25 protein-coding genes are annotated in these 21,772 nt (G+C 38.2%); 18 read left to right on the forward strand and 7 right to left on the reverse strand.

The annotated features are described in order from the left end of the window. The first annotated feature begins 1 nt into the window (after position 1). The 8 genes from ACE1CA_RS08735 to ACE1CA_RS08770 all read left to right on the forward strand — a co-directional run bounded on the left by ACE1CA_RS08735 (position 2) and on the right by ACE1CA_RS08770 (position 7,831). A complete protein-coding gene (locus ACE1CA_RS08735; protein WP_413279173.1) occupies positions 2–1,051 on the forward strand; it encodes a threonine aldolase family protein in 1,050 nt (349 codons plus the stop codon). Then, on the forward strand, positions 1,051–1,971 hold the full coding sequence (gene glsA / locus ACE1CA_RS08740; protein WP_459563651.1) for a glutaminase A: 921 nt from the start codon (positions 1,051–1,053) through the stop codon (positions 1,969–1,971). The genes ACE1CA_RS08735 and glsA overlap by 1 nt, the downstream gene beginning before the upstream one ends. A 23-nt stretch (positions 1,972–1,994) precedes the next feature. Further along, on the forward strand, positions 1,995–2,465 hold the full coding sequence (locus ACE1CA_RS08745) for a tetratricopeptide repeat protein (RefSeq protein ID WP_413279175.1): 471 nt from the start codon (positions 1,995–1,997) through the stop codon (positions 2,463–2,465). A 108-nt stretch (positions 2,466–2,573) separates the two neighbouring features. Further along, the gene (locus ACE1CA_RS08750; RefSeq protein ID WP_486517720.1) at positions 2,574–3,302 is read left to right on the forward strand and encodes a GDSL-type esterase/lipase family protein; all 729 of its coding nucleotides are present in this window, start codon (positions 2,574–2,576) and stop codon (positions 3,300–3,302) included. Positions 3,303–3,409: 107 nt separating this feature from the next. Next, positions 3,410–4,867 carry an MBOAT family O-acyltransferase gene (locus ACE1CA_RS08755; protein WP_413279177.1) on the forward strand — a complete coding sequence of 486 codons (1,458 nt, stop codon included), beginning with the start codon at positions 3,410–3,412 and terminating at the stop codon, positions 4,865–4,867. A 2-nt stretch (positions 4,868–4,869) separates the two neighbouring features. Beyond that, a complete protein-coding gene (locus ACE1CA_RS08760; RefSeq protein ID WP_413279178.1) occupies positions 4,870–6,387 on the forward strand; it encodes a hypothetical protein in 1,518 nt (505 codons plus the stop codon). Between the two features lie 41 nt (positions 6,388–6,428). Continuing rightward, complete coding sequence (locus ACE1CA_RS08765) at positions 6,429–6,791, forward strand: Lin0512 family protein (protein ID WP_413279179.1); 363 nt, start codon at positions 6,429–6,431, stop codon at positions 6,789–6,791. Beyond that, positions 6,788–7,831, forward strand: a complete 1,044-nt coding sequence (locus ACE1CA_RS08770) for a S66 peptidase family protein (RefSeq protein WP_413279201.1) — start codon at positions 6,788–6,790, stop codon at positions 7,829–7,831. The genes ACE1CA_RS08765 and ACE1CA_RS08770 overlap by 4 nt, the downstream gene beginning before the upstream one ends. A gap of 124 nt (positions 7,832–7,955) precedes the next feature. Here the strand turns inward: ACE1CA_RS08770 and hpxZ are convergent, their stop codons facing one another. Beyond that, positions 7,956–8,339: an oxalurate catabolism protein HpxZ gene (gene hpxZ, locus ACE1CA_RS08775; protein ID WP_413279180.1), complete on the reverse strand. Its 384-nt coding sequence runs from the start codon at positions 8,337–8,339 to the stop codon at positions 7,956–7,958. Positions 8,340–8,390: 51 nt separating this feature from the next. Then, positions 8,391–9,815 carry an amidohydrolase gene (locus ACE1CA_RS08780; protein ID WP_413279181.1) on the reverse strand — a complete coding sequence of 475 codons (1,425 nt, stop codon included), beginning with the start codon at positions 9,813–9,815 and terminating at the stop codon, positions 8,391–8,393. 130 nt (positions 9,816–9,945) lie between these two features. Between ACE1CA_RS08780 and ACE1CA_RS08785 the strand changes: the two genes are divergently transcribed. The 5 genes from ACE1CA_RS08785 (at position 9,946) to ACE1CA_RS08805 (ending at position 12,527) form a co-directional block, all read left to right on the forward strand. Then, positions 9,946–10,716 carry a cysteine hydrolase family protein gene (locus ACE1CA_RS08785; protein WP_413279182.1) on the forward strand — a complete coding sequence of 257 codons (771 nt, stop codon included), beginning with the start codon at positions 9,946–9,948 and terminating at the stop codon, positions 10,714–10,716. Positions 10,717–10,818: 102 nt separating this feature from the next. Further along, positions 10,819–11,271, forward strand: coding sequence for a cupin domain-containing protein (locus tag ACE1CA_RS08790; RefSeq protein WP_413279183.1), 453 nt, complete (start codon positions 10,819–10,821; stop codon positions 11,269–11,271). 207 nt (positions 11,272–11,478) lie between these two features. Continuing rightward, a complete protein-coding gene (locus tag ACE1CA_RS08795; RefSeq protein ID WP_413279184.1) occupies positions 11,479–11,634 on the forward strand; it encodes a hypothetical protein in 156 nt (51 codons plus the stop codon). A gap of 333 nt (positions 11,635–11,967) precedes the next feature. After that, positions 11,968–12,279 carry a DUF4258 domain-containing protein gene (locus ACE1CA_RS08800; RefSeq protein WP_413279185.1) on the forward strand — a complete coding sequence of 104 codons (312 nt, stop codon included), beginning with the start codon at positions 11,968–11,970 and terminating at the stop codon, positions 12,277–12,279. Then, the gene (locus tag ACE1CA_RS08805; RefSeq protein ID WP_413279186.1) at positions 12,279–12,527 is read left to right on the forward strand and encodes a YgiT-type zinc finger protein; all 249 of its coding nucleotides are present in this window, start codon (positions 12,279–12,281) and stop codon (positions 12,525–12,527) included. The genes ACE1CA_RS08800 and ACE1CA_RS08805 overlap by 1 nt, the downstream gene beginning before the upstream one ends. 133 nt (positions 12,528–12,660) lie before the next feature. Here the strand turns inward: ACE1CA_RS08805 and ACE1CA_RS08810 are convergent, their stop codons facing one another. Then, positions 12,661–12,891 carry a type II toxin-antitoxin system HicB family antitoxin gene (locus ACE1CA_RS08810; protein ID WP_413279187.1) on the reverse strand — a complete coding sequence of 77 codons (231 nt, stop codon included), beginning with the start codon at positions 12,889–12,891 and terminating at the stop codon, positions 12,661–12,663. Positions 12,892–12,965: 74 nt separating this feature from the next. Here ACE1CA_RS08810 and ACE1CA_RS08815 point away from each other — a divergent pair, with 74 nt between their 5' ends. Both ACE1CA_RS08815 and ACE1CA_RS08820 read left to right on the forward strand, forming a co-directional pair. Continuing rightward, positions 12,966–13,142: a DUF6888 family protein gene (locus tag ACE1CA_RS08815; RefSeq protein ID WP_413279188.1), complete on the forward strand. Its 177-nt coding sequence runs from the start codon at positions 12,966–12,968 to the stop codon at positions 13,140–13,142. After that, complete coding sequence (locus tag ACE1CA_RS08820; protein ID WP_413279189.1) at positions 13,142–13,366, forward strand: DUF6887 family protein; 225 nt, start codon at positions 13,142–13,144, stop codon at positions 13,364–13,366. The genes ACE1CA_RS08815 and ACE1CA_RS08820 overlap by 1 nt, the downstream gene beginning before the upstream one ends. An 88-nt stretch (positions 13,367–13,454) precedes the next feature. Here the strand turns inward: ACE1CA_RS08820 and ACE1CA_RS08825 are convergent, their stop codons facing one another. After that, complete coding sequence (locus ACE1CA_RS08825) at positions 13,455–14,249, reverse strand: LmeA family phospholipid-binding protein (RefSeq protein WP_413279190.1); 795 nt, start codon at positions 14,247–14,249, stop codon at positions 13,455–13,457. A 203-nt stretch (positions 14,250–14,452) separates the two neighbouring features. Next, the gene (locus ACE1CA_RS08830) at positions 14,453–14,668 is read right to left on the reverse strand and encodes a hypothetical protein (RefSeq protein WP_413279191.1); all 216 of its coding nucleotides are present in this window, start codon (positions 14,666–14,668) and stop codon (positions 14,453–14,455) included. 67 nt (positions 14,669–14,735) lie between these two features. On the opposite strand from ACE1CA_RS08830, the gene ACE1CA_RS08835 reads away from it, so the two are divergent. The 3 genes from ACE1CA_RS08835 to ACE1CA_RS08845 all read left to right on the forward strand — a co-directional run bounded on the left by ACE1CA_RS08835 (position 14,736) and on the right by ACE1CA_RS08845 (position 19,265). Next, complete coding sequence (locus ACE1CA_RS08835; RefSeq protein WP_413279202.1) at positions 14,736–15,686, forward strand: ABC transporter ATP-binding protein; 951 nt, start codon at positions 14,736–14,738, stop codon at positions 15,684–15,686. Between the two features lie 40 nt (positions 15,687–15,726). After that, positions 15,727–17,514: an ABC transporter permease gene (locus ACE1CA_RS08840; protein ID WP_413279192.1), complete on the forward strand. Its 1,788-nt coding sequence runs from the start codon at positions 15,727–15,729 to the stop codon at positions 17,512–17,514. 80 nt (positions 17,515–17,594) lie between these two features. Further along, positions 17,595–19,265, forward strand: a complete 1,671-nt coding sequence (locus ACE1CA_RS08845; RefSeq protein WP_486517721.1) for an ABC transporter permease — start codon at positions 17,595–17,597, stop codon at positions 19,263–19,265. Positions 19,266–19,316: 51 nt separating this feature from the next. Here ACE1CA_RS08845 and ACE1CA_RS08850 read toward each other — a convergent pair whose 3' ends face one another. Then, entirely contained in the window at positions 19,317–20,210 is an 894-nt protein-coding gene (locus tag ACE1CA_RS08850; protein WP_413279194.1) for a succinate--CoA ligase subunit alpha, read from the reverse strand. Between the two features lie 242 nt (positions 20,211–20,452). After that, complete coding sequence (locus tag ACE1CA_RS08855) at positions 20,453–21,763, reverse strand: pentapeptide repeat-containing protein (protein WP_413279195.1); 1,311 nt, start codon at positions 21,761–21,763, stop codon at positions 20,453–20,455. Between the last annotated feature and the right edge of the window lie 9 nt (positions 21,764–21,772).

Genomic DNA, 21,772 nt, shown 5'->3' on the forward strand with positions numbered 1-21,772 from the left:
AATGAATTTCTGTAGCGATAATGTCACAGGTGTAGCACCGGAAATTATGACAGCATTAATTGCTGCTAATCAAGGCACTGCTATGCCTTATGGTAACGATGAATACACGCAAAGATTACAAAGCCTATTTTCCGAATTATTTGAAACTAATGTAATCGTTTTTCCAGTAGCCACTGGTTCCGCTGCTAACTCTTTAGCTTTATCAGTAATTACCCCGCCTTATGGTGCTATTTATTGCCACAATGAATCCCATATTAATCTTGATGAATGTGGTGCGCCAGAGTTTTATACTGCTGGTGCTAAATTAATAACAATTCCTGGGGAAGATGGCAAATTTAGCGCTGATGATTTGGCAGGAATATTAAAAAAAGCAGGTGTAGGAATTGTACATCATATCCAACCTGCTGCTGTCAGTATTACCCAAGCAACGGAAGCGGGAACAGTTTATACTGTAGATGAAATTCGCCAAATTGCAGAAGTCGTTCGCGCCTACAATCTCAGCTTACATCTTGATGGGGCAAGGTTTGCTAATTCGGTAGTTTCTTTAGGTTGTACTCCCGCAGATCTTACCTGGCGTGCTGGTGTGGATGTCTTGTCTTTTGGTGCTACTAAAAACGGAGCAATGGCAGCAGAGGCGGTGATATTTTTTAACCATAAATTAGCAGAAACGTTTGCTTTTCGGCGCAAGCGTGGAGGACATTTATTTTCAAAAATGCGATTTTTATCGGTGCAGTTAGAAGCGTATATTAAAGATGATTTGTGGTTAAAAAATGCGGCTCACGCTAATAAGATGGCGGCTAAATTAGTTGCAGGTTTAAGTAATTTACCCGGAGCAAAGCTTTGTCATCCTGTAGAAGTGAATGAAATTTTTATTCAATTGCCAGAACCTGCGATCGAAGGTCTTTTTGCTGAAGGGTTCCAGTTTTATCGTTGGGAAGGAGAAGATTCAAATACTTTAAGATTAGTTACAGCGTTTAATACGAAAGAGGAAGATGTTAATGCTTTTATTAAAGCGGCTGAGTCCTATTCTTTAGTGCTGGCAAATAGATGATGAATTCAGCGAAGTTATCTAATTTAACTCAAGCTCAATTAGAGTCTTTAGCTGTACAGGCAAGAAGTTACAGTCAAGGAGGTAGATTACCTGATTATATTCCTTTATTAGCTCAAGTTAATCCTGAATGGTTCGCTGTAGAAATTAATTGCACGAATGGACAAAGTTTTAGGTTTGGAGAAACTGAAATCCCTTTTGTTTTAATGAGTGTAATTAAGCCTTTTGTGCTGCTATGTTTGTTGGAAGAAATGGGAAAAGAGGGGGTGTTTTCTCATGTGGGAATGCAGCCTTCTGACCAACCTTTTTATTCGATGGAACAGTTGGAAGCTGACAAAGGTTGGCCTAGAAATCCGATGATTAATAGTGGCGCGATCGCACTAGCTTCTTTATTACCTGGTGACGATGGTTTTTCTTGTTGTGAGAATTTACGTCAGTGGTTAAATGAACGTGCTGGCAGTAATTTAGTATTAGATAAAGCGATGCTAAATTCTGTGGTTGCGGCTGGTGGGGGAAGGAATAGATCGATCGCTAAAGTGATGTTTGAATCTGGGTTTTTGAATTCTCCTGAAATTGCGATCGACACTTACAATCACATTTGTTGTTTGGCGGGAAATGTCAGCGATTTAGCAAATTTGGGAATGTTATTAGTAACAGAAAAAGGAGGTATTTCTAGCGAAAATCGGCAAATTGTTAATGCTTTAATGATGACTTGTGGGTTGTATGAAGCATCAGCTAGTTTTGCGGTAAAGGTAGGTTTACCAACTAAATCGGGAGTCAGCGGTGCTTTATTATCTATCGTACCTTCAGCAGGTGCGATCGCTTGTTATAGTCCCGCTCTCGATCATATAGGTAATTCTAAAGCCGGGATATTTTTCTTAGAAAAATTCACTAATTTTCTGAATCTTAGCGTTTTTATTTAATCGTTTCTTGTGGTTAATAAATTATGAATGATTACCGAATCAATCGACTATTAAAAGATTTGAAAAACCCTAATGAAGAAATACGCGATCGCGCCACAGCAGAACTTTGGCGGATCTGGTTTGAGCAAAAAGGTGCGATCGGATTTCAAATAATTCGTCAGGCTCAATTATCATTAGAAGCTGGAGAAATTAAAGATGCAGAAATAACATTAACACAACTTATTTCTGACTTACCAGACTTTGCGGAAGCTTGGAATCGACGAGCAGTATTATACTACTCAATTGGTGAATACAAAAAAGCAATTGCCGACTGCAAAATGGTAATTAAGCTCAATCCGATTCATTTTGGCGCACTTCACGGGTTAGGATTATGTCACGCCGCAATAGGCGAATATCGTGAGGCAATCCAAGCTTTTCATAAAGCATTAGAAATTCAGCCTCATACCTTAATTAATCAAAAATTAATTTTAGAATGTACCGCTAGATTGAGTTAATTTTATAGCTCTTATAGAGTAAAGCTACTTGACAGCAACTCTCTCCTAGTATATGGTTGATTTGATTTTTGATTTTTCATTAATAAAATGCTTCTTTCACCTAAATCAATGAAAAAAAATTGGGGAACGATATTTTCCATAACCATAAATATTTTATTTTTGCTATATGTCATAGTCTTAATTCCCAAAAAAGGTTTAACTTCTTATTTGATGAATCAAGATTTATTAGGAAGATATTTTAATAAAAATACCCAGCCAGTTAAATTTTCTGCTTATTATTTAGACCGAAGAAGTTTGTTTGAAATTATGCCTCAAAGTCGCAATGATATTGTTTTTTTAGGAGATAGTCTAATAGAACGTTGTGAATGGTCAGAAATTTTTGAAAATCCTAATATTAAAAATAGAGGCATTGGTGGAGATAACGTTTATGGAATGCAGAAAAGATTGTATCAAGTCACAGCTAATCGTCCAAAAAAGATTTTTATAATGATTGGAATTAATGATATAATCAGTAACCAAAAATTAGAGGAAATAGTAAGAAAATATAGAATAACTTTAGCTAATATTAAAAAAGCAAGTCCAAGAACGGAAGTATATATTCAAAGCGTTTTGCCAGTGAACAGTCGCTTTAAACAACCAGTAGATAATAACCTGATTTTGCGACTAAACGAAGAATTAGAAGTTTTAGCAGGGGAATTTAATTATCAATATATCGATCTTTATTCATTTTTTGCGATCGACAATGAACTGGCGTATCGTTACACAAATGATGGGATTCATTTAAATGGAGAAGGCTATGCAGTATGGAAAGAAATTATCAAGAATTATGTAAATTAATTGATTCTGGCTGAAATTACCGATTACTGTAATAACAGCAAAAAAGGTTGAATAATATTATATAATCAACAGCGATCGTAATTTGTTCCTTTTCATAATATCTAACTGTGCTGTTTAACTCTTATACGTTTATCTTCGGTTTTTTGCCGATTACCTTAATAGTCTTTTTTACTTTAACCGAGTTTGGTTTACTAACCATTGCCAGAATTTGGTTACTAATTGCTTCTTTAGCGTTCTACGCTAACTGGAACGTTTCTTATTTGCCACTGTTACTACTTTCCATCAGTCTTAACTTTTTAATTGGTAAGTGCATCGAACAAGCGCAACCAAATATTGAAAGAGCAAAATTATTTTTATGGCTGGGTATTTGCTTCAACTTAGGATTACTAGGTTATTATAAATATGCCGACTTTTTTGTTAACACATTAAATCAAGCAATTCACACAGACTGGCAAATTAACCAAATCATTTTACCTCTAGGAATTTCTTTTTATACCTTCATTCAACTCGCCTATCTAGTAGATACTTATAACGGTAAAGCTAAACCATCTAGTTTCCTAACTCACAGTCTTTTCGTAGCATTTTTTCCTCACCTAATCGCAGGACCAATATCAGACAATAAAGAAGTGATCCCGCAATTTTATAAATTAAGAAATTATGTATTTTCTCATAAAAACATGGCAATGGGTTTAGCTCTATTTATTTTAGGACTAGCCAAAAAAGTTTTAATTGGTGATAATATAGCATCTTGGGTTACACCTGTATTTAATAACGCTTCTCAAGTCACTTTTATTGAAGCTTGGGTAGGTGCATTAAGTTACACCTTGCAACTATATTTTGATTTTTCTGGTTACTCTGATATGGCAGTAGCGTTAGGTTTAATGCTTAATATTAGGCTGCCAATTAACTTTAATTCGCCTTACAAAGCTTTTTCTATTAGTGATTTTTGGCGACGCTGGCACATCACTCTTTCTAATTTTTTGCGAGACTATTTATACATTCCTTTAGGTGGTAGTCGTCAAGGAGAAATTCGCCGCTACACTAACCTAATAATTACCATGTTGTTAGGTGGATTGTGGCATGGTGCGGGTTGGACTTTTGTAATTTGGGGTGCTTTACATGGAATTTACTTATCAATTAACCATTGGTGGAGATTACATGGTAAAACTTTACCTAAATCAGTAGGTTGGACAATTACATTTTTAGCTGTATTAGTTAGCTGGGTGTTTTTCCGGGCAAAAAATGCTGGTGACGCTTGGCAAATTTTACAAGCAATGATTGGTGCAAAAGGTATTGTTATTGCCAGCAATTATGAAAGTTTTCTCGGTTGGTTATCTGTCATCGGAGTGAAGTTCGCCCCAAGTTTTCCCTTCTTAAAAGGAGGTGGAGAAAGTTTAATCGTTTTAGCTACATTAGTAGTAAGTGTAACAGTTTTACCTAATACTAATCAAATGCTGCAATGGTTTAAACCTAACTTATTATGGGTAATATACCTGACTACTCTTGCTGCTTTGTGTTTACTATCTTTAAATCGAGTTTCTGAGTTCATTTACTTCCAATTTTAGCGATGATTCATAAAAAAAACTATCGTCTTTTTAACTTATTGTTTCTGCCTTTGGTGGGGTTGAATTTAGTTTCTATTGCTATTTTCAATTTAATTGTCGATCCTTATGGCATCATTGAAAATTTAACAGCACCAGAGGAAAATCAACCAGATTTAGCTAGTGATTTGCCGCCACCAGTATTTCAACTAGAACGGCAAAAAATAGAGACTAAAAATCAATCTAAACCGACAACTTTGGAGCAGAGAAATAAATATAGAGCCGAACGGTTTAAAATCAATTTAGCTACTCTCAGTATCACTAAAATTCAGCCTAAAATGGTGATTTTAGGTACGTCTACAGCTTTGAAATTATCAACAGATCACCCAGCTTTAACTACACAACCAGTTTATAATTTGGCTTTACCTGGGGCAAAAATGCGGGATATTAAAAGCTATTTTGATGATACTTTGGCTAATCATCCAGATTTACAAGAAGTGTTACTCAGCTTGGATTTCTTCGCTTTTGGCGAACAAAAAAAAGTAGTAAAACCTTCAGATAATCAATCAGAAAAACCCCAAGAAGTAACTGTAGTTAGAACAAATAAGTACAGTGTAACAATTCCTGAATTGATCAAAATTAATTTTTCTTTGGATACTTTCGCGGCTAGTTTAAGAAAAGTGGCTTTTCCTGATTTACCCGCACCTGAGTCAGATGAACAACAGCCACCGTTGGAGGGACCAAAAAAATCTCAGGTTTTATCAGCAAGAATCGATCGCAAATCCTCTTCTCGTCTTAAATCTAAAAAGAAAAAAATTATCAAGAAAAAGGGTATAGAAAAAGCTAAAGAAACTAAAGAACAGCAATTCACTAAATCTAACAAAAAGGAATCTAAAGTTATTGCAACTGAACAGGAAAAGAAAACGCCTGTAGCTAAGCCTACAGTTAAACCTTTGGCGGTGCAAGCTCTTGTAAAACCAAAAGGTGTAGCTAAAAATAGCAACAGATATAACAATTTTAAAAGGGTAGTGAAATTATATTTAGTAGAAAAAAGCTTGTATAAAGATTATAGTCTTTCTGAAGAAGAGTTAGCTGCTTTTAAAGCAATAGTTGATATTTGTAAAAAAAGAAAGATTAAGCTAACAGTATTTATTGCTCCGGTACACACTGCTCAGTTAGAGTTAATTAATCGGGCTGGAATTTGGTCAGAATTTGAAAATTGGAAACGCGAAATTGTTACAATAACTCCGGTTTGGGACTTTGCTAGTTACAGTAATCTAGTTACAGAACCGATCGATGATAATATGAAAAATTTTGTAGATACTGTACATTATCAACATGAAGTTGCCAACTTAATTATGCAGCGGATATATAACTATCAAGCTGAAAAAGTTCCACCGAACTTTGGTAAATTAATTAGTAAGAGTAATATAGAACCTCATTTGAAAGTAATTCGACAACAGCGATTAAGTTGGAAGCGCAATAATATGGAAATGGTACAATTTGTGATGGAATTAAAAAAGGAAACCGACTTGGGAAAGTAGTTGAGAATAGGTAATTAAAATGAGCAAATTAAGGGGAGAAAGTGGCTAGAAAACGTTTAGTTATTGAAATGGGAATGGGTGTGGATCAGCACGGACAGGAACCGACTGTAGCAGCAGCTAGGGCGGTGCGAAATGCGATCGCACACAATGCGTTACCGGGAGTTTGGGAAGTTGCAGGTTTAAGCGACCCAAATCAAATGATTGTGGAGGTAAAAGTTGCTGTTCCTTACCCCGAACAAGTGCGCCAAGAAGAAGTTTTAGCAGTGCTACCTTTTGGGCAAAAAACTTTAACTTTGGAAGCTGGGGGAATGATAGTTGAAGGGAGAGCGATCGCATCTTTAAATGATAAAAATGATGAAATGTTAATCGCTGTAGCTGCGGTGACAGTTTGGGTAGATACATGATCGATCGCCGCCAATTTTTCCAAGCTTTTGGACTCACCGCCTTAATCAGTCAATTACCAAAAATCGCTCAAGCTAACTCACTTTACCAGCCAATTTTAAAACCATCTAACCTGAAACTTGGTGATACAATCGGGTTAGTTAATCCTGCGAGTTTCATTTCTTCACAAGAGTTAGAAGAAGTTAAAGTAACCCTGAAAAACTTAGGATTAAATTACAAATTAGGGACGCATATTTTAGACAGATACGGTTACTTAGCTGGCAAAGATAGCGATCGTGCTGCTGATATTAATACGATGTTTGCTGACCCATCAATTAAAGCAATTCTCACCTTGCGTGGTGGGTGGGGTTGTAATCGAATTTTACCCTTAATAAACTATCAATTAATTAGAAAAAATCCTAAAATTATTATTGGTTATAGTGACATTACTTCCTTACTTTTAGCAATTTATACTCAGAGTGGAATTGTCACTTTTCATGGGCCAGTTGCCACATCTACTTGGAATCAATTTACGTTAGATTATGTGCAACGAATTCTCTTTAATGGAGAAGTTATCACTATACAAAATTCCCCGAATACTGGGGAAAATGTTAATCCTAATCCCATTCAAATAGAAACAATAACCCCCGGAAAAGCGCGAGGTAAATTAGTCGGTGGTAACTTATCAGTTTTATCAGCAATGGTAGGTTCTGGTTACTTACCAAATTGGCAAGGAACTATCTTATTTGTTGAAGATATTAGGGAAGAAGTTTACCGAGTCGATCGAATGTTAACCCAATTAAAACTTGCAGGTATACTAAATCAAATTTCCGGCTTTATTTTCGGTCAATGTACCAAATGCGACCCCGAAAAACCCGATCAATCTTTAACATTAATGCAAGTTTTACAAGACCACATTCAACCATTAAAAATTCCCGCTTGGTATGGTGCAGCGATCGGTCATATTCCCAACAAATTCACCCTACCAATAGGGATAGAAGTAGAAATTGATGCCAATAATGGCAGTATTCAAATGTTAGAAAGTGCTACCGGAAGTAAATGATTGCTAGGTTTGTTACCGCAGTTCCAGAACGTTTTGGGAGACAGCAATGAGTAAATTCCAATTATTCGATGCAGTTAAAAGAATCTAAACAAAGCTAGTCGGCGAGCTTAAGGCGAGCTAGAAATTAGGAAGTCATCAAAAAAGAAACATGAGCACAAACAACACGCCAACCTTCATTTGTCCGCATCCAAGTTTGACTTTGCCTGCCAATTTTATCTGATGATGGTGGACGTTTAAATTCCGTATTTACTGTAGCAAAATCCCGTCCGTAAGTAGTAATAATAGTATTGATTAAAACTCGTTCCAAATTAACAGCAGAACGGTTACTGCGAAAATTAGCAATCTTATCATAACCGTAAAGATTTTCCGTTACTCCAAGGCGTATTGTTTGGGGACTTTGCCAAAATAATTCATCGAGTACAGCAACATCATTACTAATTAAAGCTTTTTCGTAACGCTCAAATGCAACCTTGACCTCAGCTACCACTTCAGGAATATTGATATCCATTGTTTCAATCTAGAAAATAAGAGGAGTGGAAAACTTCCACTCTATAACTTTCTAAGAATAACCTTTAATCTCCCCTTCAGGCAACCCCATCACACTGCGATAATGTGCTTCAAATTGGGTCACAGTCTTTGATTTGCGATTTTTCGCCCATTGACTTTTGGCGAATAATTCCTGTTTCAAATTCTCTACATTAATCGTAGTTACTCGACCATTTTCCACAACTATTTTACCATCTACCCAAACAATATCAACCACTTGAGTTGGACGACCTAAAATTAATAAACCAATAGGATCGGTCCGAGGTAACAAAGATAAATTAGTTAAATCATAAAGTACTAAATCAGCTTTTTTACCCACTCTCAAAAAACCAAGCTGTTCTTCCAAATTCAAACCTTTAGCACCCCCCAAAGCTGCCATTTCTACTGATTGACGAGGGGTAATCCAGTGCTGATAATCTAAATCTGTAACGTTGTGCAAAATCGAACCAATTTTAATTGCTTCCAGTAAATCTTGGGAATCATTACTTGCAGAACCATCGCAACCAAAAGAAACATTAACACCCGCTTGGCGATATTTTAAAATCGGCGCAATACCGCTACCTAAACGCAGGTTACTGAGAGGATTATGGACAACAGTTGACTGAGTTTCGGCTAAAATTTTGATATCATCATCAGTCAAATGTACGCAATGCGCTAAAGAAGTGCGAGAACTTAAATAACCAATTCTGTTTAAATATTCTACTGCACTACAGCCATATTTTTCTTGAGCGAGTAACTGTTGCGCTTTAGTTTCTAAGAGGTGAGAATGACGACAAAGGTTGTAGCGATCGCTCAATTCAATACATCCAGCAAACAACTCATCAGAACACAATTGCATTCCCGTTGGTGCAGTTAAAATATAAATTCCCGCTTCCGGTTGATGAAACTTATTTATTGCCTCCTGCAACATTTGTAAAATTTCCGTAGTCGATCGCCCCTCAGATATATTTTCTGATTGATTTTCCCCATTCGGAATTCCCGAAATTAAAGGTCGATCCCAAATTAAAGGCGCAACAAAAGCCCGAATTCCCACTTCTTGATAAGCCCGAACTGCCGCAGTAATTGTTTCTAATTCTTGCCCAGGAATTAGCACTAAATGATCGACAACACTAGTCCCACCTGATAATAAAGTTTCTACTGCCGTACCCAAAGCACTCAAATAAACTTTTTCTACTTCTAATGGTGCAAAATCATAAAGTTCTGCCAACCACAACTCCAAAGGCAAAGGTGGAATCACTCCCCGTTGCCACATTTCTGAAGAGTGAGTATGGGCATTAAAAAAACCAGGTAACAATAACTTATTTTCACAATTAACTACTGTGCCGACAACTTCTAAATTTGGAGAAATTGCTGCGATCGTATCTCCTACAACTTGCACATCTACAGTTGTGTAACCCTGGTCTACCGGAATTAAAGCTTGTTGAAGAGTAAAAGTCACGAACTTGTCCTTAAGATTAAGAATTTAGAAATTTTAGGAGTTTTGGGAGTAAAACAGTCAACAGTATTCACTATAACAATAAAATTTGTTTTTACCCGATCAACAACCTAACTCAAAACTAATACCAATTATGGAAAATCTCCGTACCTTGGGTGTAGCACCTAATGCTTGGGCAGTTAATGCCGAAATTGCTGATATCACTCGTCCACCTTTAGCACCCAAACCTATTACTGTAGCAACAGAAACTAAAACTTTGCGCCTAGACTTAGCCAAAACTGCCGTATTAGTAATTGATATGCAAAATGATTTCTGCCATCCAGATGGTTGGTTAGCGCACATCGGCGTAGATGTTACACCTGCGAGGACTCCAATTAACCCGTTAAAAAACTTTTTACCAGAATTAAGAAAAGTCAATGTACCGATAATTTGGTTGAACTGGGGAAATCGTCCCGACTTATTAAATATTAGTGCTGGAGTGCGCCACGTTTATAATTCTACAGGTGATGCTGTAGGGTTGGGCGACCCTTTGCCGAAGAATAATGCAAAAGTTTTAATAGCAGGAAGTTGGGCAGCTGCGGTAGTAGATGAATTAGAACAAAAACCAGAAGATATTTCTGTAGATAAGTACAGAATGAGCGGTTTTTGGGATACACCATTAGATAGTATTTTACGTAACTTGGGCAAAACTACTTTATTATTTGCTGGAGTTAACGCTGACCAATGTGTAATGGCAACATTACAAGACGCTAATTTTTTAGGTTACGATTGCATTTTAGTCAAAGATTGCACTGCTACTACTTCTCCTGAGTACTGCTGGTTAGCTACTCTTTACAATGTGAAACAATGTTTTGGTTTTGTCACAGATTCTCAAGCTATCTTAAAAGCAATTAGTGATAGGTAAGTGGTAGTGGGTAGTTGGTAGCAGGAAAGAATTTTTCTGGCGATCGATTACTGGTTATTAAATCACAGTTAATAAATCATAAGTGACAAGGAATGGGGAAAAATGAACAACCGTTGTGTAATTCCTGTGGTTAAGTCTCCCAGAGACTATCAAGCTTTTCGCATTAGCCCTCATGATACTAATCGTTTAGCAATTGTATTCGACCCAACCACAGCTAATTTTTCTTTAACTTTATGTGTAGAGATTTTTGATATTGGCGGAAAAACTCCTCCAAATCGGCATAATTTAGCTGTAGAAATGTTTTTTGTGCTTAAGGGCGAAGGTAGGGCAAGCTGTGATGGTAAAACTGTTTCTATTGGTGCTGGAGACAGTATTTTAGTTCCACCAACTGGTATTCATTTGATAGAAAATACAGGCAAAGAACGATTGTATGCCTTGTGTTTTATGGTTCCTAATGAAGATTTTGTGGAACTAATTCGCAGCGGTACGCCAGTAGAATTAGATGAAGAAGATTTAAGAGTTTTAAGTCGTTCAGATGCGTTGGTCGCTTGTTGAAAAAATAAGGGAGATTGGGAGTAGGGGAGAAATTTTCCTTTTCCTGAGATCTTGCGAGGCAGAGCTTCCATTTTTCGTTCCCAGGTTGAACCTGGGAACGAGGATAAACTAACAATGTGACTGTGGAATATGTAGCTACAAATAGTTTTAGATAAAGAGTATTCCAACGCAATTTGTCCGGGTAATTGGGGTTTTGAAGATGGTTTTGTGTGGGTAGAAAATGGCTGTCGGGCTAGATTCCGGGCGGTAGGTAACTTTGGTTTTGCACCGGAAAGAGGCGAACCTTATTCTAGAGAAGGTTTTTGTCCTCCTGGTAATTGCCCTGAAGAGGGCGAGCGGGAATATTATGAAGAAGGAAATTAGGAGGTATGTTCTGTTTTAGTGTGTAATTTTAGACTGGTATTTGGTTGATTGGATTAGCGATCGGCATTAATTCTTACCGAAAATCTTAAGTTTTTCTAAAGATTACAGGTAGGAATTTTTGCCGTTATTTTTGTTAAATATTTTACCTGATAACTGCGATACAATTAACAGTTAAACCCTCAAATCATCTACACAACACATTGCGGGAGTCCACTGTATGTCTAGATTACTGGTTACTCAGTACCAAGCAGAAGTCCAAAAAATCATTCTATATGGTGGATCTCGCAATGAAAGTAAAAGCATAATTTTGTTAAATTTTCCTTAAGGCACAGCATGAAAACCCTTGGCGATATTCAGAAACAGTTAGAAGCGGGAGCATTTGAATTTACAAGACACGCTTTTAAGCGAGCTATTGAACGGAATATTAGCGATCGAGAAATTAGAGAAGCAGGCGTAACTGTAACAATTATTGAAGACTATCCAGATGATAAATATGCGCCAAGCTGTCTTTTACTAGGTTTTACTGAAGCCAAAAGAGCATTACATATTCAAGTTTCCCGAATAGAATCAGAGATAACAAAGATTATTACCTTGTATGAGCCTGATGAAAATGAATGGATTAATTACACGACTAGGAGGAAATAATGTTTAAGTGTCATGTTTGTAATTCCGAAGAGTCTCATACAGAGTATGTAAATGAGATTTTTCAAATTGAGGGCAAATTTTATTTAGTAGAAAACATTCCCGCAGAGGTTTGTTCTCGTTGTGGTGAAGAAGTTTTTAGCCGAGAAACAACAGAGAAAATTAGAGTTATGTTGCATGGAGAAACAAAACCAATTAAATCTATTGCTGTTGATGTTTTTTCTTATCCCTCTCCCGCTAAAGCATCTTAATTATAAGCATTTTCCAACATTATGTTAAGTTAGGTGGAGATTTTAGCCGAGTTGCTTGGTGAAAATATTTGAACTCACCGGAAGAGCGATCGCTGATCAATGAAAGGCTCAAAATGCGATCGCCAACCCTCAACTAAGCAACCAACAAAGGTTTTTCAGGAAGCATTCTCGGTTCTGGTAATGGTTGATTTTCTTCCAGAAGCATTTCCGCAAAAGCCTCGATTACTTCCTGACCATTTTTAGCCGCTTCTTCATAAGTTCTACCATGAGTATGAAACTGTTGCCAGGGAAATTCAGGTAAATGAACCAAGAAAAGTTGATCCTCTTCCGACCATTGAATTACCATGCTGTAGTGATAGCTCATTCTTCACCTTCCTCGTTTTCCAGTTGTTCACAAATTTAAGATAAAATAATTACCGTGTGGAGTAAGTGCTTTGAATGCCCACTAATGCCCAACTTAGAGGTTTATACCGTCTTAGCTATTGGTTAACCTACATTATGCTTCAGCCCATACATCTTGTTTGCATTGATGATCGAACAAACAATCTGTATGTTTTGGCTGGAAATAGTGAAACCCTTGAATTCCAGATTACTCCAAATGGTGAGGTGTTCTGATGAGTCAAGTTAACTATGCTGCTATGTCTGATGATGAATTAAGACAATATTTTCTCAGACATCGAGAGGACAAAAAGGCACTTCGAGCTTATTTGGATAGACTGAGCGATCGCCCACGTCATATTATTACAACGGTGGACGATCCCGATTTTGATGCCAAAATTCAAGCAGCCATTCTGCGGCAAATGCAAGCTTCCGATAGTAACGGTGGAACGACAGTCTAATATGATTAAAAGTCAAAATTTAAAAGGCAAAAGAAGTTAGTTTTACTCCTTTTGCCTGTTAAATTTCCGATTACCTAAAATCTAAAAATCAGCCAGTTTTAGGAAAGTGTTCAATTTGAGCATAACCACTGAAGAGTAATTTTTTTCCTTGAGTTTCTAAACGGTTAATTCTCATGGTTACGCCATCGAGGTCGAAGCGATCGAGATCGACCATGTTATTTAACACTTCAGCCAAAGCATAAGCCAAAGATTGAGAAATTTCGCGGAGAGATTCGGGAATAGTTTCGGCTTGAAATACAGGGTCTTTAAAAGCAATGCGGCGACGACGTTCTACGGCTAAAGTCATCAGCATGGAAATTGGTACGGTACCACGATCGGGAAGATCGGCTTTGGCAAATAGACGAATCCGGTTGCCGTTTTCTAGTTGGATCTGGACTTCGTTGAAGGAAACAGGTTGTCCTCCTGATAATTCGTTTAAAGAATCGGAAGAGAGATTTTTCAGGCGTTTTGTCACTAGTTCAGCTTGGAAAGCTTCGTTAATGCCAGTTTCGGAGAGGGTGACTTGTGCGATCGCCTGTGTTGGCTGTTTCAAAGAAATCTTACCACTCAAAATCGAACTGAAATCAATGGAAACCGCATCCGTCTCAAATGACATCTCCTCAACCGGAAATTGTCTGCGGATCACTAAGCCCCGACCACTCATTTTAAAACTGTCGATGCTACCTTGTAACAGTTTGTTTGAAGGAGAGCAGCGGACAAATACCTCCACAGACTCGCTCTTACTGAACAAGTGGCGGATGGATTGGCTGGCAACCGTGTTGAGCATTTTTTCGCCCCAGTCGGTGCCAGGATTATTATTAAAACCAGTCAGACCACCTAACATAAAGATTTGTGTCTACAGAGGATCTTCATTATTTGTAACAAAATATGAAGAACACAGCAATGTTTTCTCTATACCAAGTTGCAATCTCATTCATAAGTAAGGGATTGGGGATTGGGAAAATTTTGAGTTGTAGGGGCGGGTTTAGCAGACAAGTTTGTGTTCGCAGCAGAAGAATTAACAACAAAACCCGCCCCTACTCTCTGTTAGGGCGGGTTTTGCCCAAAGATTGTTTGTCGGCTAAAAAGGTTGTCTACTAAACCCGCCCCTACATCAACTTCCCCAAAAGCACCTCTACCTCTTCTGGAATGGTTCGATCGCAAAATGTAGAGCAAGTCTGCATAGGTGAAGTTGACCTGGATATATTGATTTTCGTTGGGGATGTCGAGATCTGGGAAATTTTTGTCTCCAATTGGAGACAAAATTCTCGGTTCAGGTGGGCATCCTTAGCTGAGATAAGGTAGAGAAAACTTTTTGTCCCAAACAATCATGTCACAAGAATTGGCAATTTGTACTCGCGGACTGACTAAGCAATTCGATCGCCATATTGCTGTCAATGATGTTGATTTAGAGATTAAGGCGGGGGAAGTTTATGGTTTAATTGGGCCGAATGGGGCGGGGAAAACGACGCTGATCCGAATGTTGGCGGCAGCGGAAGAACCGAGTATTGGGGAAATTTACATTAATGGTGACAGGTTAATGCGCGATCGAAGTAACCCAACTTTGAAGCAGCGACTGGGTTATCTTCCTGATGATTTTCCCCTTTATGATGATTTGACGGTTTGGGATTATTTGGATTATTTTGCCCGACTTTATCGATTACAAGAACCTCGGCGCAGACAAAGGTTATATGAAGTTTTGGAATTGGTGCAGCTAACTAATAAGCGCAATAGCCAAATTAACACTTTGTCGCGGGGAATGAAACAGCGCCTCAGTTTGGCGAGAACGATTATTCACGAACCGATTTTACTATTATTAGATGAACCTGTTTCGGGGTTAGATCCGATCGCCAGAATGCAGTTTCGCGAAATCATCAAAACTTTGCAGGAAGCGGGAATGACAATTTTAATTTCTTCCCATGTTTTGAGTGATTTGGCAGAACTTTGTACTTCTGTAGGAATTATGGAGTTGGGATATTTGGTGGAAAGCGCAAGTTTAGCTGAACTTTATCGCCGTCTCAGTCGTCAGCAAATTATCATGGCTACTTTGGGAGAATTAGATCCGCTATTAGCAGAATTGAAAACTTATCCATTAGTAGAAGGATATGAAGTTTTGTCAGGAACTAAGCAAGTCAAGGTTGATTTTGGCGGTAATCCAGAAGATTGTGCTAGGCTGTTGCGATCGCTAGTTAAAGCTGGCATTCCACTAAACGAATTCCATTGTACCCAAGAAGATTTAGAAACCATCTTCTTAAAAATGGGTCACAAACAAGCATCTTAATCTCACAATCCCTAAACCTAAAATAAATGGAGGATGAAAAATGATCGGGAATGCGATCGACAAAATCGGCGATTTAAATCCCCAAATGTGGCGAGAAATAAAAGGTCGCCTCAAACCTCGGAACATAGTAATTAGTGTAGCTCTTTCCCTGATTACTCAGTTTTTGATTTTTCAGTATTTCCTAACTCAACTTCCCGATGAACCTAGTGCAACAGTAAAGACTTACCCCATTTCCAACACTTACTGTACAGGCAAACGTGCTTATGAGTATTCCTCAACTTCTGTCTGTGTTCCAGATAATTTAGGCAACTTTATCATCAACTGGGAACTTTGGAATCGAGATGTGTTTGTTTGTTTAAGTTTGATTGGCATATTTTCCCTGCTAGTAGCCGGAACATATCTGCTAATCAATGATTTATCACAGGAAGAAAAGCGGGGAACCTTAAACTTTATTCGTCTCAGTCCTCAATCCAATACAAGCATTTTAATAGGCAAAATTTTAGGGGTTCCCATTTTGCTTTATCTCGCCATTTTACTAGCAATACCTTTGCATTTGTGGACAGGGATATCAGGTGGAATTGAAAGTTTTGACATCCACTACTTCATAGATCAAGAATTCGACTTCGGTCTTTATCCATTAAGTAAGATATTGGGTTTTTACTATGTTGTTTTTGCTTGCTGCATTTTATTTTATAGCGCAGCATTACTCTATTCTTTAGTGAGTAATTGGTTAGGAGGTTTTCAACCTTGGTTAGGTAGTGGCGCAGTTTTAGGTTTCCTTTGGTTCAATTACTTGCTTACCTATTCCTCTCTAAACAATCCATTTGCTTGGCTAAGATTACTCACGCCATTTGATTTAATTCCCGCTATATCCGAGAGTTCTTTTTATCGGTATAACTACCATAACTACCAGTATCTGAAAGATTCAGCAAAACTACAATGGTATAACTTACCAATTGGGGCAACATGGGCGATTCTACTTGGGTTTTCGTTGTTGAATTTTGCGCTTTGGAGTTATTGGATTTGGCAAGGTTTAAACCGCTGTTTTCGCAACCCAAGTACAACTATTCTCAGCAAAGGTCAAAGCTATTTACTAACAGCTTGTTTTGAAGTTTCCCTAATCGGATTTACCGTACCAGGATACACCTACGAACATCTTTCTGATAAAGATTGGCTTTTCCAACACTTCATGTTTTTATGTGCCTTGAACTTCCTGTGGTTTTTGGGTTTAATTGCCATTCTTTCACCTCATCGTCAAGTGTTACATGATTGGGCACGTTACCGACATCAAAAACCAGGTAATTCTTTGATTAAAGATTTGATTTTTGGGGAAAAGAGTCCGGCATTAGTGGCAATAGGAGTTAATTTGGGAATTGCGATTACTTTTATCAGCTTATGGAGTTTAAGTTCCGCAGCAGAATTTAAGTATAAAACTGCTACTTTAGTCAGTTTAGCTTTCGCATTTACTTTAGTCATGCTTTATGCTGTCCTAACTCAATTACTGTTGTTTGTTCGGATTAAAAACAACATTATTTGGGCAATTGGTGCATTAAGCGCCAGCATTTTCCTCCCCTTAATTGGGTTAGCAATTTTCCAAATTAATCCCGATCAAAGTTTAAGTTTTCTCTGGTACTTTTCCGTATTAGCACCCATAGCAACCTATTGGGAAGAAACTCCAGTAATACAAATCTTTGTCGCCGCTTTAGCACAGTGGACTGTAATCGGATTATTAACCGTACAATTAACCCGAAAACTGCGACTTGCTGGAGAATCTGCTACTAAAGCTTTATTGCAAGAACGAAAAGCTTTACCCGCAAGAAACCTGTAAAAAACTCGATGGTTATTGGTAGAAAATTTCTGCCAATAACCCAAACGACAAAAGACAACATATAAATTCGAGGAAATATCATGAAATCAAACTGGTTAGATAGAATAGGTGATTTAAATCCCCAAATGTGGCGAGAAATTAAAGGACGCTTGAAACCACGAAATTTAATTATTGCTTCTGTCATCTCAGTTTTGGGGCAATTTATCTTTTTAATAATGGCTATGGGATGGTTGCCTACTGACGATCGCTATCCAGGCGTGATTAACAAAATTTACAACAAATATTGTACGGGGCCTTCTCAAGAATGTCTCCAAGATAGCTTCGGTAATTTTATCGTTAACTGGCAACTTTGGTGGGCAGAAATATTTACAATTTTAAGTGTAATTGGCATTTTTATCCTGTTAGTTACAGGTACATATATGCTAATCAGCGACTTAGCAAAGGAAGAAAAAACCGGAACTTTGAATTTTATTCGCCTCAGTCCTCGCACTAGCCAAAGCATTTTATTAGGTAAAATTCTTGGTGTTCCATTTTTGCTTTATGTCTTCGCTGCTTTTGCTTTACCTTTACATTTTTGGGCGGGTATTTCTGCGGGTATTCCTTTGGCGGCAATTCTGATTTATTGGGCAGTTATTGTTGCTAGTTGTTTTTTCTTTTACAGCGCCAGTTTGTTATTTGGTTTGTTTAGTTCGGCTTTTAGTGGGTTTCAACCTTGGTTAGGTAGCGGTTTAGTGTTACTGTTTCTCTGGATGACTTGTTTCCTGCCGATAACTAACCTGCCAACAGATTGGATAAATTTATTTTCTCCTTATACGGTTTTGCCTTATGTGGTGAATGCCAGTCCAGTAGAAAATAGCTTTTCTTTTTCTTATTTGAATTTAGATAATTGGCAATGGTTTTACTTACCTTTGGGTAGCAATGTTGTGACAGCTATTAGTTTTTCGCTGGTTAATTATGCCTTGTGGAGTTACTGGATTTGGCAAGGTATACAACGCCGTTTCCATAATCCAACTAAGACAATTCTTAGCAAAGGTCAAAGTTATTCACTTGTAGTTTGTGTGGAGGTGATGTCTTTAGGTTTTGCGCTACAAGTGAGCAAATCGGTCTACTCAATAGAAAATAATTTCTATGTACTACTGTTTTTAAACCAATTGCTCTTCTTGGGTTTAATTGCTGCTTTGTCTCCACAGCGACAAGCTTTACAAGATTGGGCGCGATATCGACGGGAAAGAATGAACAATCGTTGGGGTTTTTGGAGTCGCGATTTAATCAAGGATTTGCTTTGGGCAGAGAAGAGTCCGGCTATTTTGGCAATAACAATTAATCTGTTTTTGAGTTCAGCACTATTGTCAATTTGGATTGCGTTAACTCCTAGCGAATTTAACTCAGGGTCAGCATTAGGTATTGTGGCAGTTGTCATGAGTGTGACATTGATTTATGCCACGATTTTACAGTTAATGTTGTTAATGCGAGCTAAAAGACAGATGCAATGGGCGGCTGGTGTAATTATCGCTTTAGTAGTTTTACCGCCTATTTTTCTGGCCTTTTTATCACTTTCTCCTGATAAAGCGCCTCTGTTTTGGTTGTTTACAGTTTTCCCTTGGGCAACTCTGAAAAATGCTTCTTTAGGAACTATTTTTATTGCTTTTGTCTTGCAATTGGGAATTTTTTCTGTGTTGAATGGACAGTTAAATCGACAGTTAAGGATAGCTGGGGAATCTGCAACTAAGGCTTTGTTGCGAGGGGTTTAACCTAAATATTTGGGAATGGTGCGTTACGTTGTCACTAACGCACCCTACTTTTTAGGTCTTTATTTTGAGGGTTTTTTTGATTAGTTCGGGGACTTGGGAGGGGCGATCGGCAATGGGAATTTTAGCTTGTCTAAAACTAGTAATAATGTTTTCTACGCTTTCTGGATTAGTGCCTAAAATTGGTAGGGAAATTATTAAGTCGCTGGCGTGAAGTTGGCGTTTGCGGGGTGGGCCTAAACGTCCGGCGATGTAAGCAACTACGGGTTTATCAACTTTTTCTTTGATGTATTGGACAGATGTTTCTTGGATGCCGTCATCTATTTGACTAATTAAGGCGATCGCTTTTGTACTTTTATCTTCATTCAATATCTTTAACCATTCCAATAAAGAAGAACCGACGATACTATCACTACCAATACTGACACAAATTGATTGACCTAATTCTGCTTTCGTCAATTCTAATGCCACTTCTGAAGTTAAGCTACCACTGCGGCTAATAATTCCCACAGAACCATGAGTGTAAAATTCTATGGGATAAGTTCCTAATAAGATTTTGTCTGGTATTAGGATGCCCAGAGAATTTGACCCAACTACTAAAGTATTTGTTGCTTCCGCTTTTCGTAGCAGAGAAATCATATCGAGGGGCGGAACTCCCTGACTAATAATGATAATTTGATGAATGTTGGCAGCGATCGCTTCGAGGGCAGCATCTAAAGCTAAATAAGGCGGAACAAAGATAATCGTAGTATCGATCGCACCCACTTCCGAAACAGCTTGTTCTACCAAATCAAAAATCGGAATCCCATCTAATGCTTGTCCCCCATCTCCGGGGCTCACTCCAGCCACTACATTAGTACCATAAGCTTTCATCCTCACAGCATGGACGGCTGCGAGTGGTTCGTTAATACCTTGAATTAATACTTTATCTTCAGGGCTAAGTTTCATAATTAGGTATTTAGCACCCTAATGCGCCTTAACATAACTTCTTAAGTTTAACAGTTAGTTACTGACAAATTATCAATTCAAGTTGCTAGTTATTGGGTTTTTTGAGCAATTATATAAACATCTAATTGCAGTTTTAACTCAGATCTGGCACCTCCAGCCTCTTTCTTTCGTTCCCTGGTTGAACCAGGGAACGAGTATGGTGAGGTTCTACCTCACAGACTGCACAAAATTTTCCACATGCTCTAACGTCCTAATAAATTGGGAATATTTTCACATCCACCGGGAATAGTAGATCTAATTTTTTCTCCTCCCCAAGCACAGCAATAGTAACGCTGTTCTTCTGACAATCTATGCACGTTGGAAAAGTCGGCATTTTCTACTACTGCCCCAGTATATTCGCCAGTTTCAAAGTTAGGAATAAAGGTGCGACTGCGCGGAGAAGCTGTTTCTAACTTCCCATAAAAAAACTTAGTTCCTTTTAAATCTGCACCGGAAAGATTAGCTTCAAATAAAATCGTCCGAGCAAAATTTGCATGAACTAAATCGCAACCGCTAAGATTAGCTCTAACTAAGTTAGCGTCGCTTAAGTCTGTCCAACGCAAGTCTGTACCAAAAAGGTCTGCTCCAGCTAACATTACTCCCAAGTCGATTACTCGCAGTCCATTTTCGCGGTCTTCTTCATAACCACCCATTCCATCTAAAATTGGACGACCTAAATGTTGATCTCGGCGCAGTGGGGTAAGTAATCTTGACCTGGACAAAAACCGGAGAACTTTGGCTTTACCTGCGGCATCTATACTACTGAGTAGAGCAGCTGTGCGACCTTCGGCGAAGATTCTTTCTTGGGGCCAATCTTCTAATAAACCTTCTTCTCCTAATGCTAAATCGGAAACTCCTTGAAAGTAAGCGTCTATGGTTTGTTGTTGGGTGATTAAGTTTTGTTGGTTGGTGAGGCGGTTTTGTTCGAGGGTTAAGTCACGAGAGATGACGTATTGTTGCCATGCGACGTAGACGGCGAGAACGGCGATCGAAATTTGTCCTAATGCACCGCACCATTCTGCTAAGGCACCGGAAGCGTCCCAGTTAATTGTCCTAAACCAAGCGGCAATGTAGCGATAAACTCCCAGGTAATAAAGTAGTCCAGCGATCGCTAAGATGCAACAGATTGTCAAAAACAATACTACTCGTTCTTTCAGGGGTAAGAATTGATTCAACCAATTGCTTAAAGGCGACCATAACAGCCGAATTGATAATAGCAATGCGACTAATGACCCGGAGATTCCTAACCAGAAGTTGTTAATAATTATTCCGGCGATCATCAGCGCGATCGCCATCACAATTACTACTAAGATTGATGTAGGTGGAGGAGTCCAAGTTGATTTTTTTGCTGCTGCAATACGTGCTAACTCTCCGTAAGGTCTATACAACAATGAATCTGCTTCTGTATGCCCCCTATTAACCGAAGTAACATGGCTATTACTACTACCATTTTGGCTATCTACTGGCGAATTAGAAACAGATTGGTTGGTAAAAGAATCTGGCTGTTTAGTCATTCGATTTTA

Source organism: Floridaenema evergladense BLCC-F167 (assembly GCF_041929205.2).
GTDB classification, from domain to species: Bacteria; Cyanobacteriota; Cyanobacteriia; order Cyanobacteriales; family Aerosakkonemataceae; genus Floridanema; species Floridanema evergladense.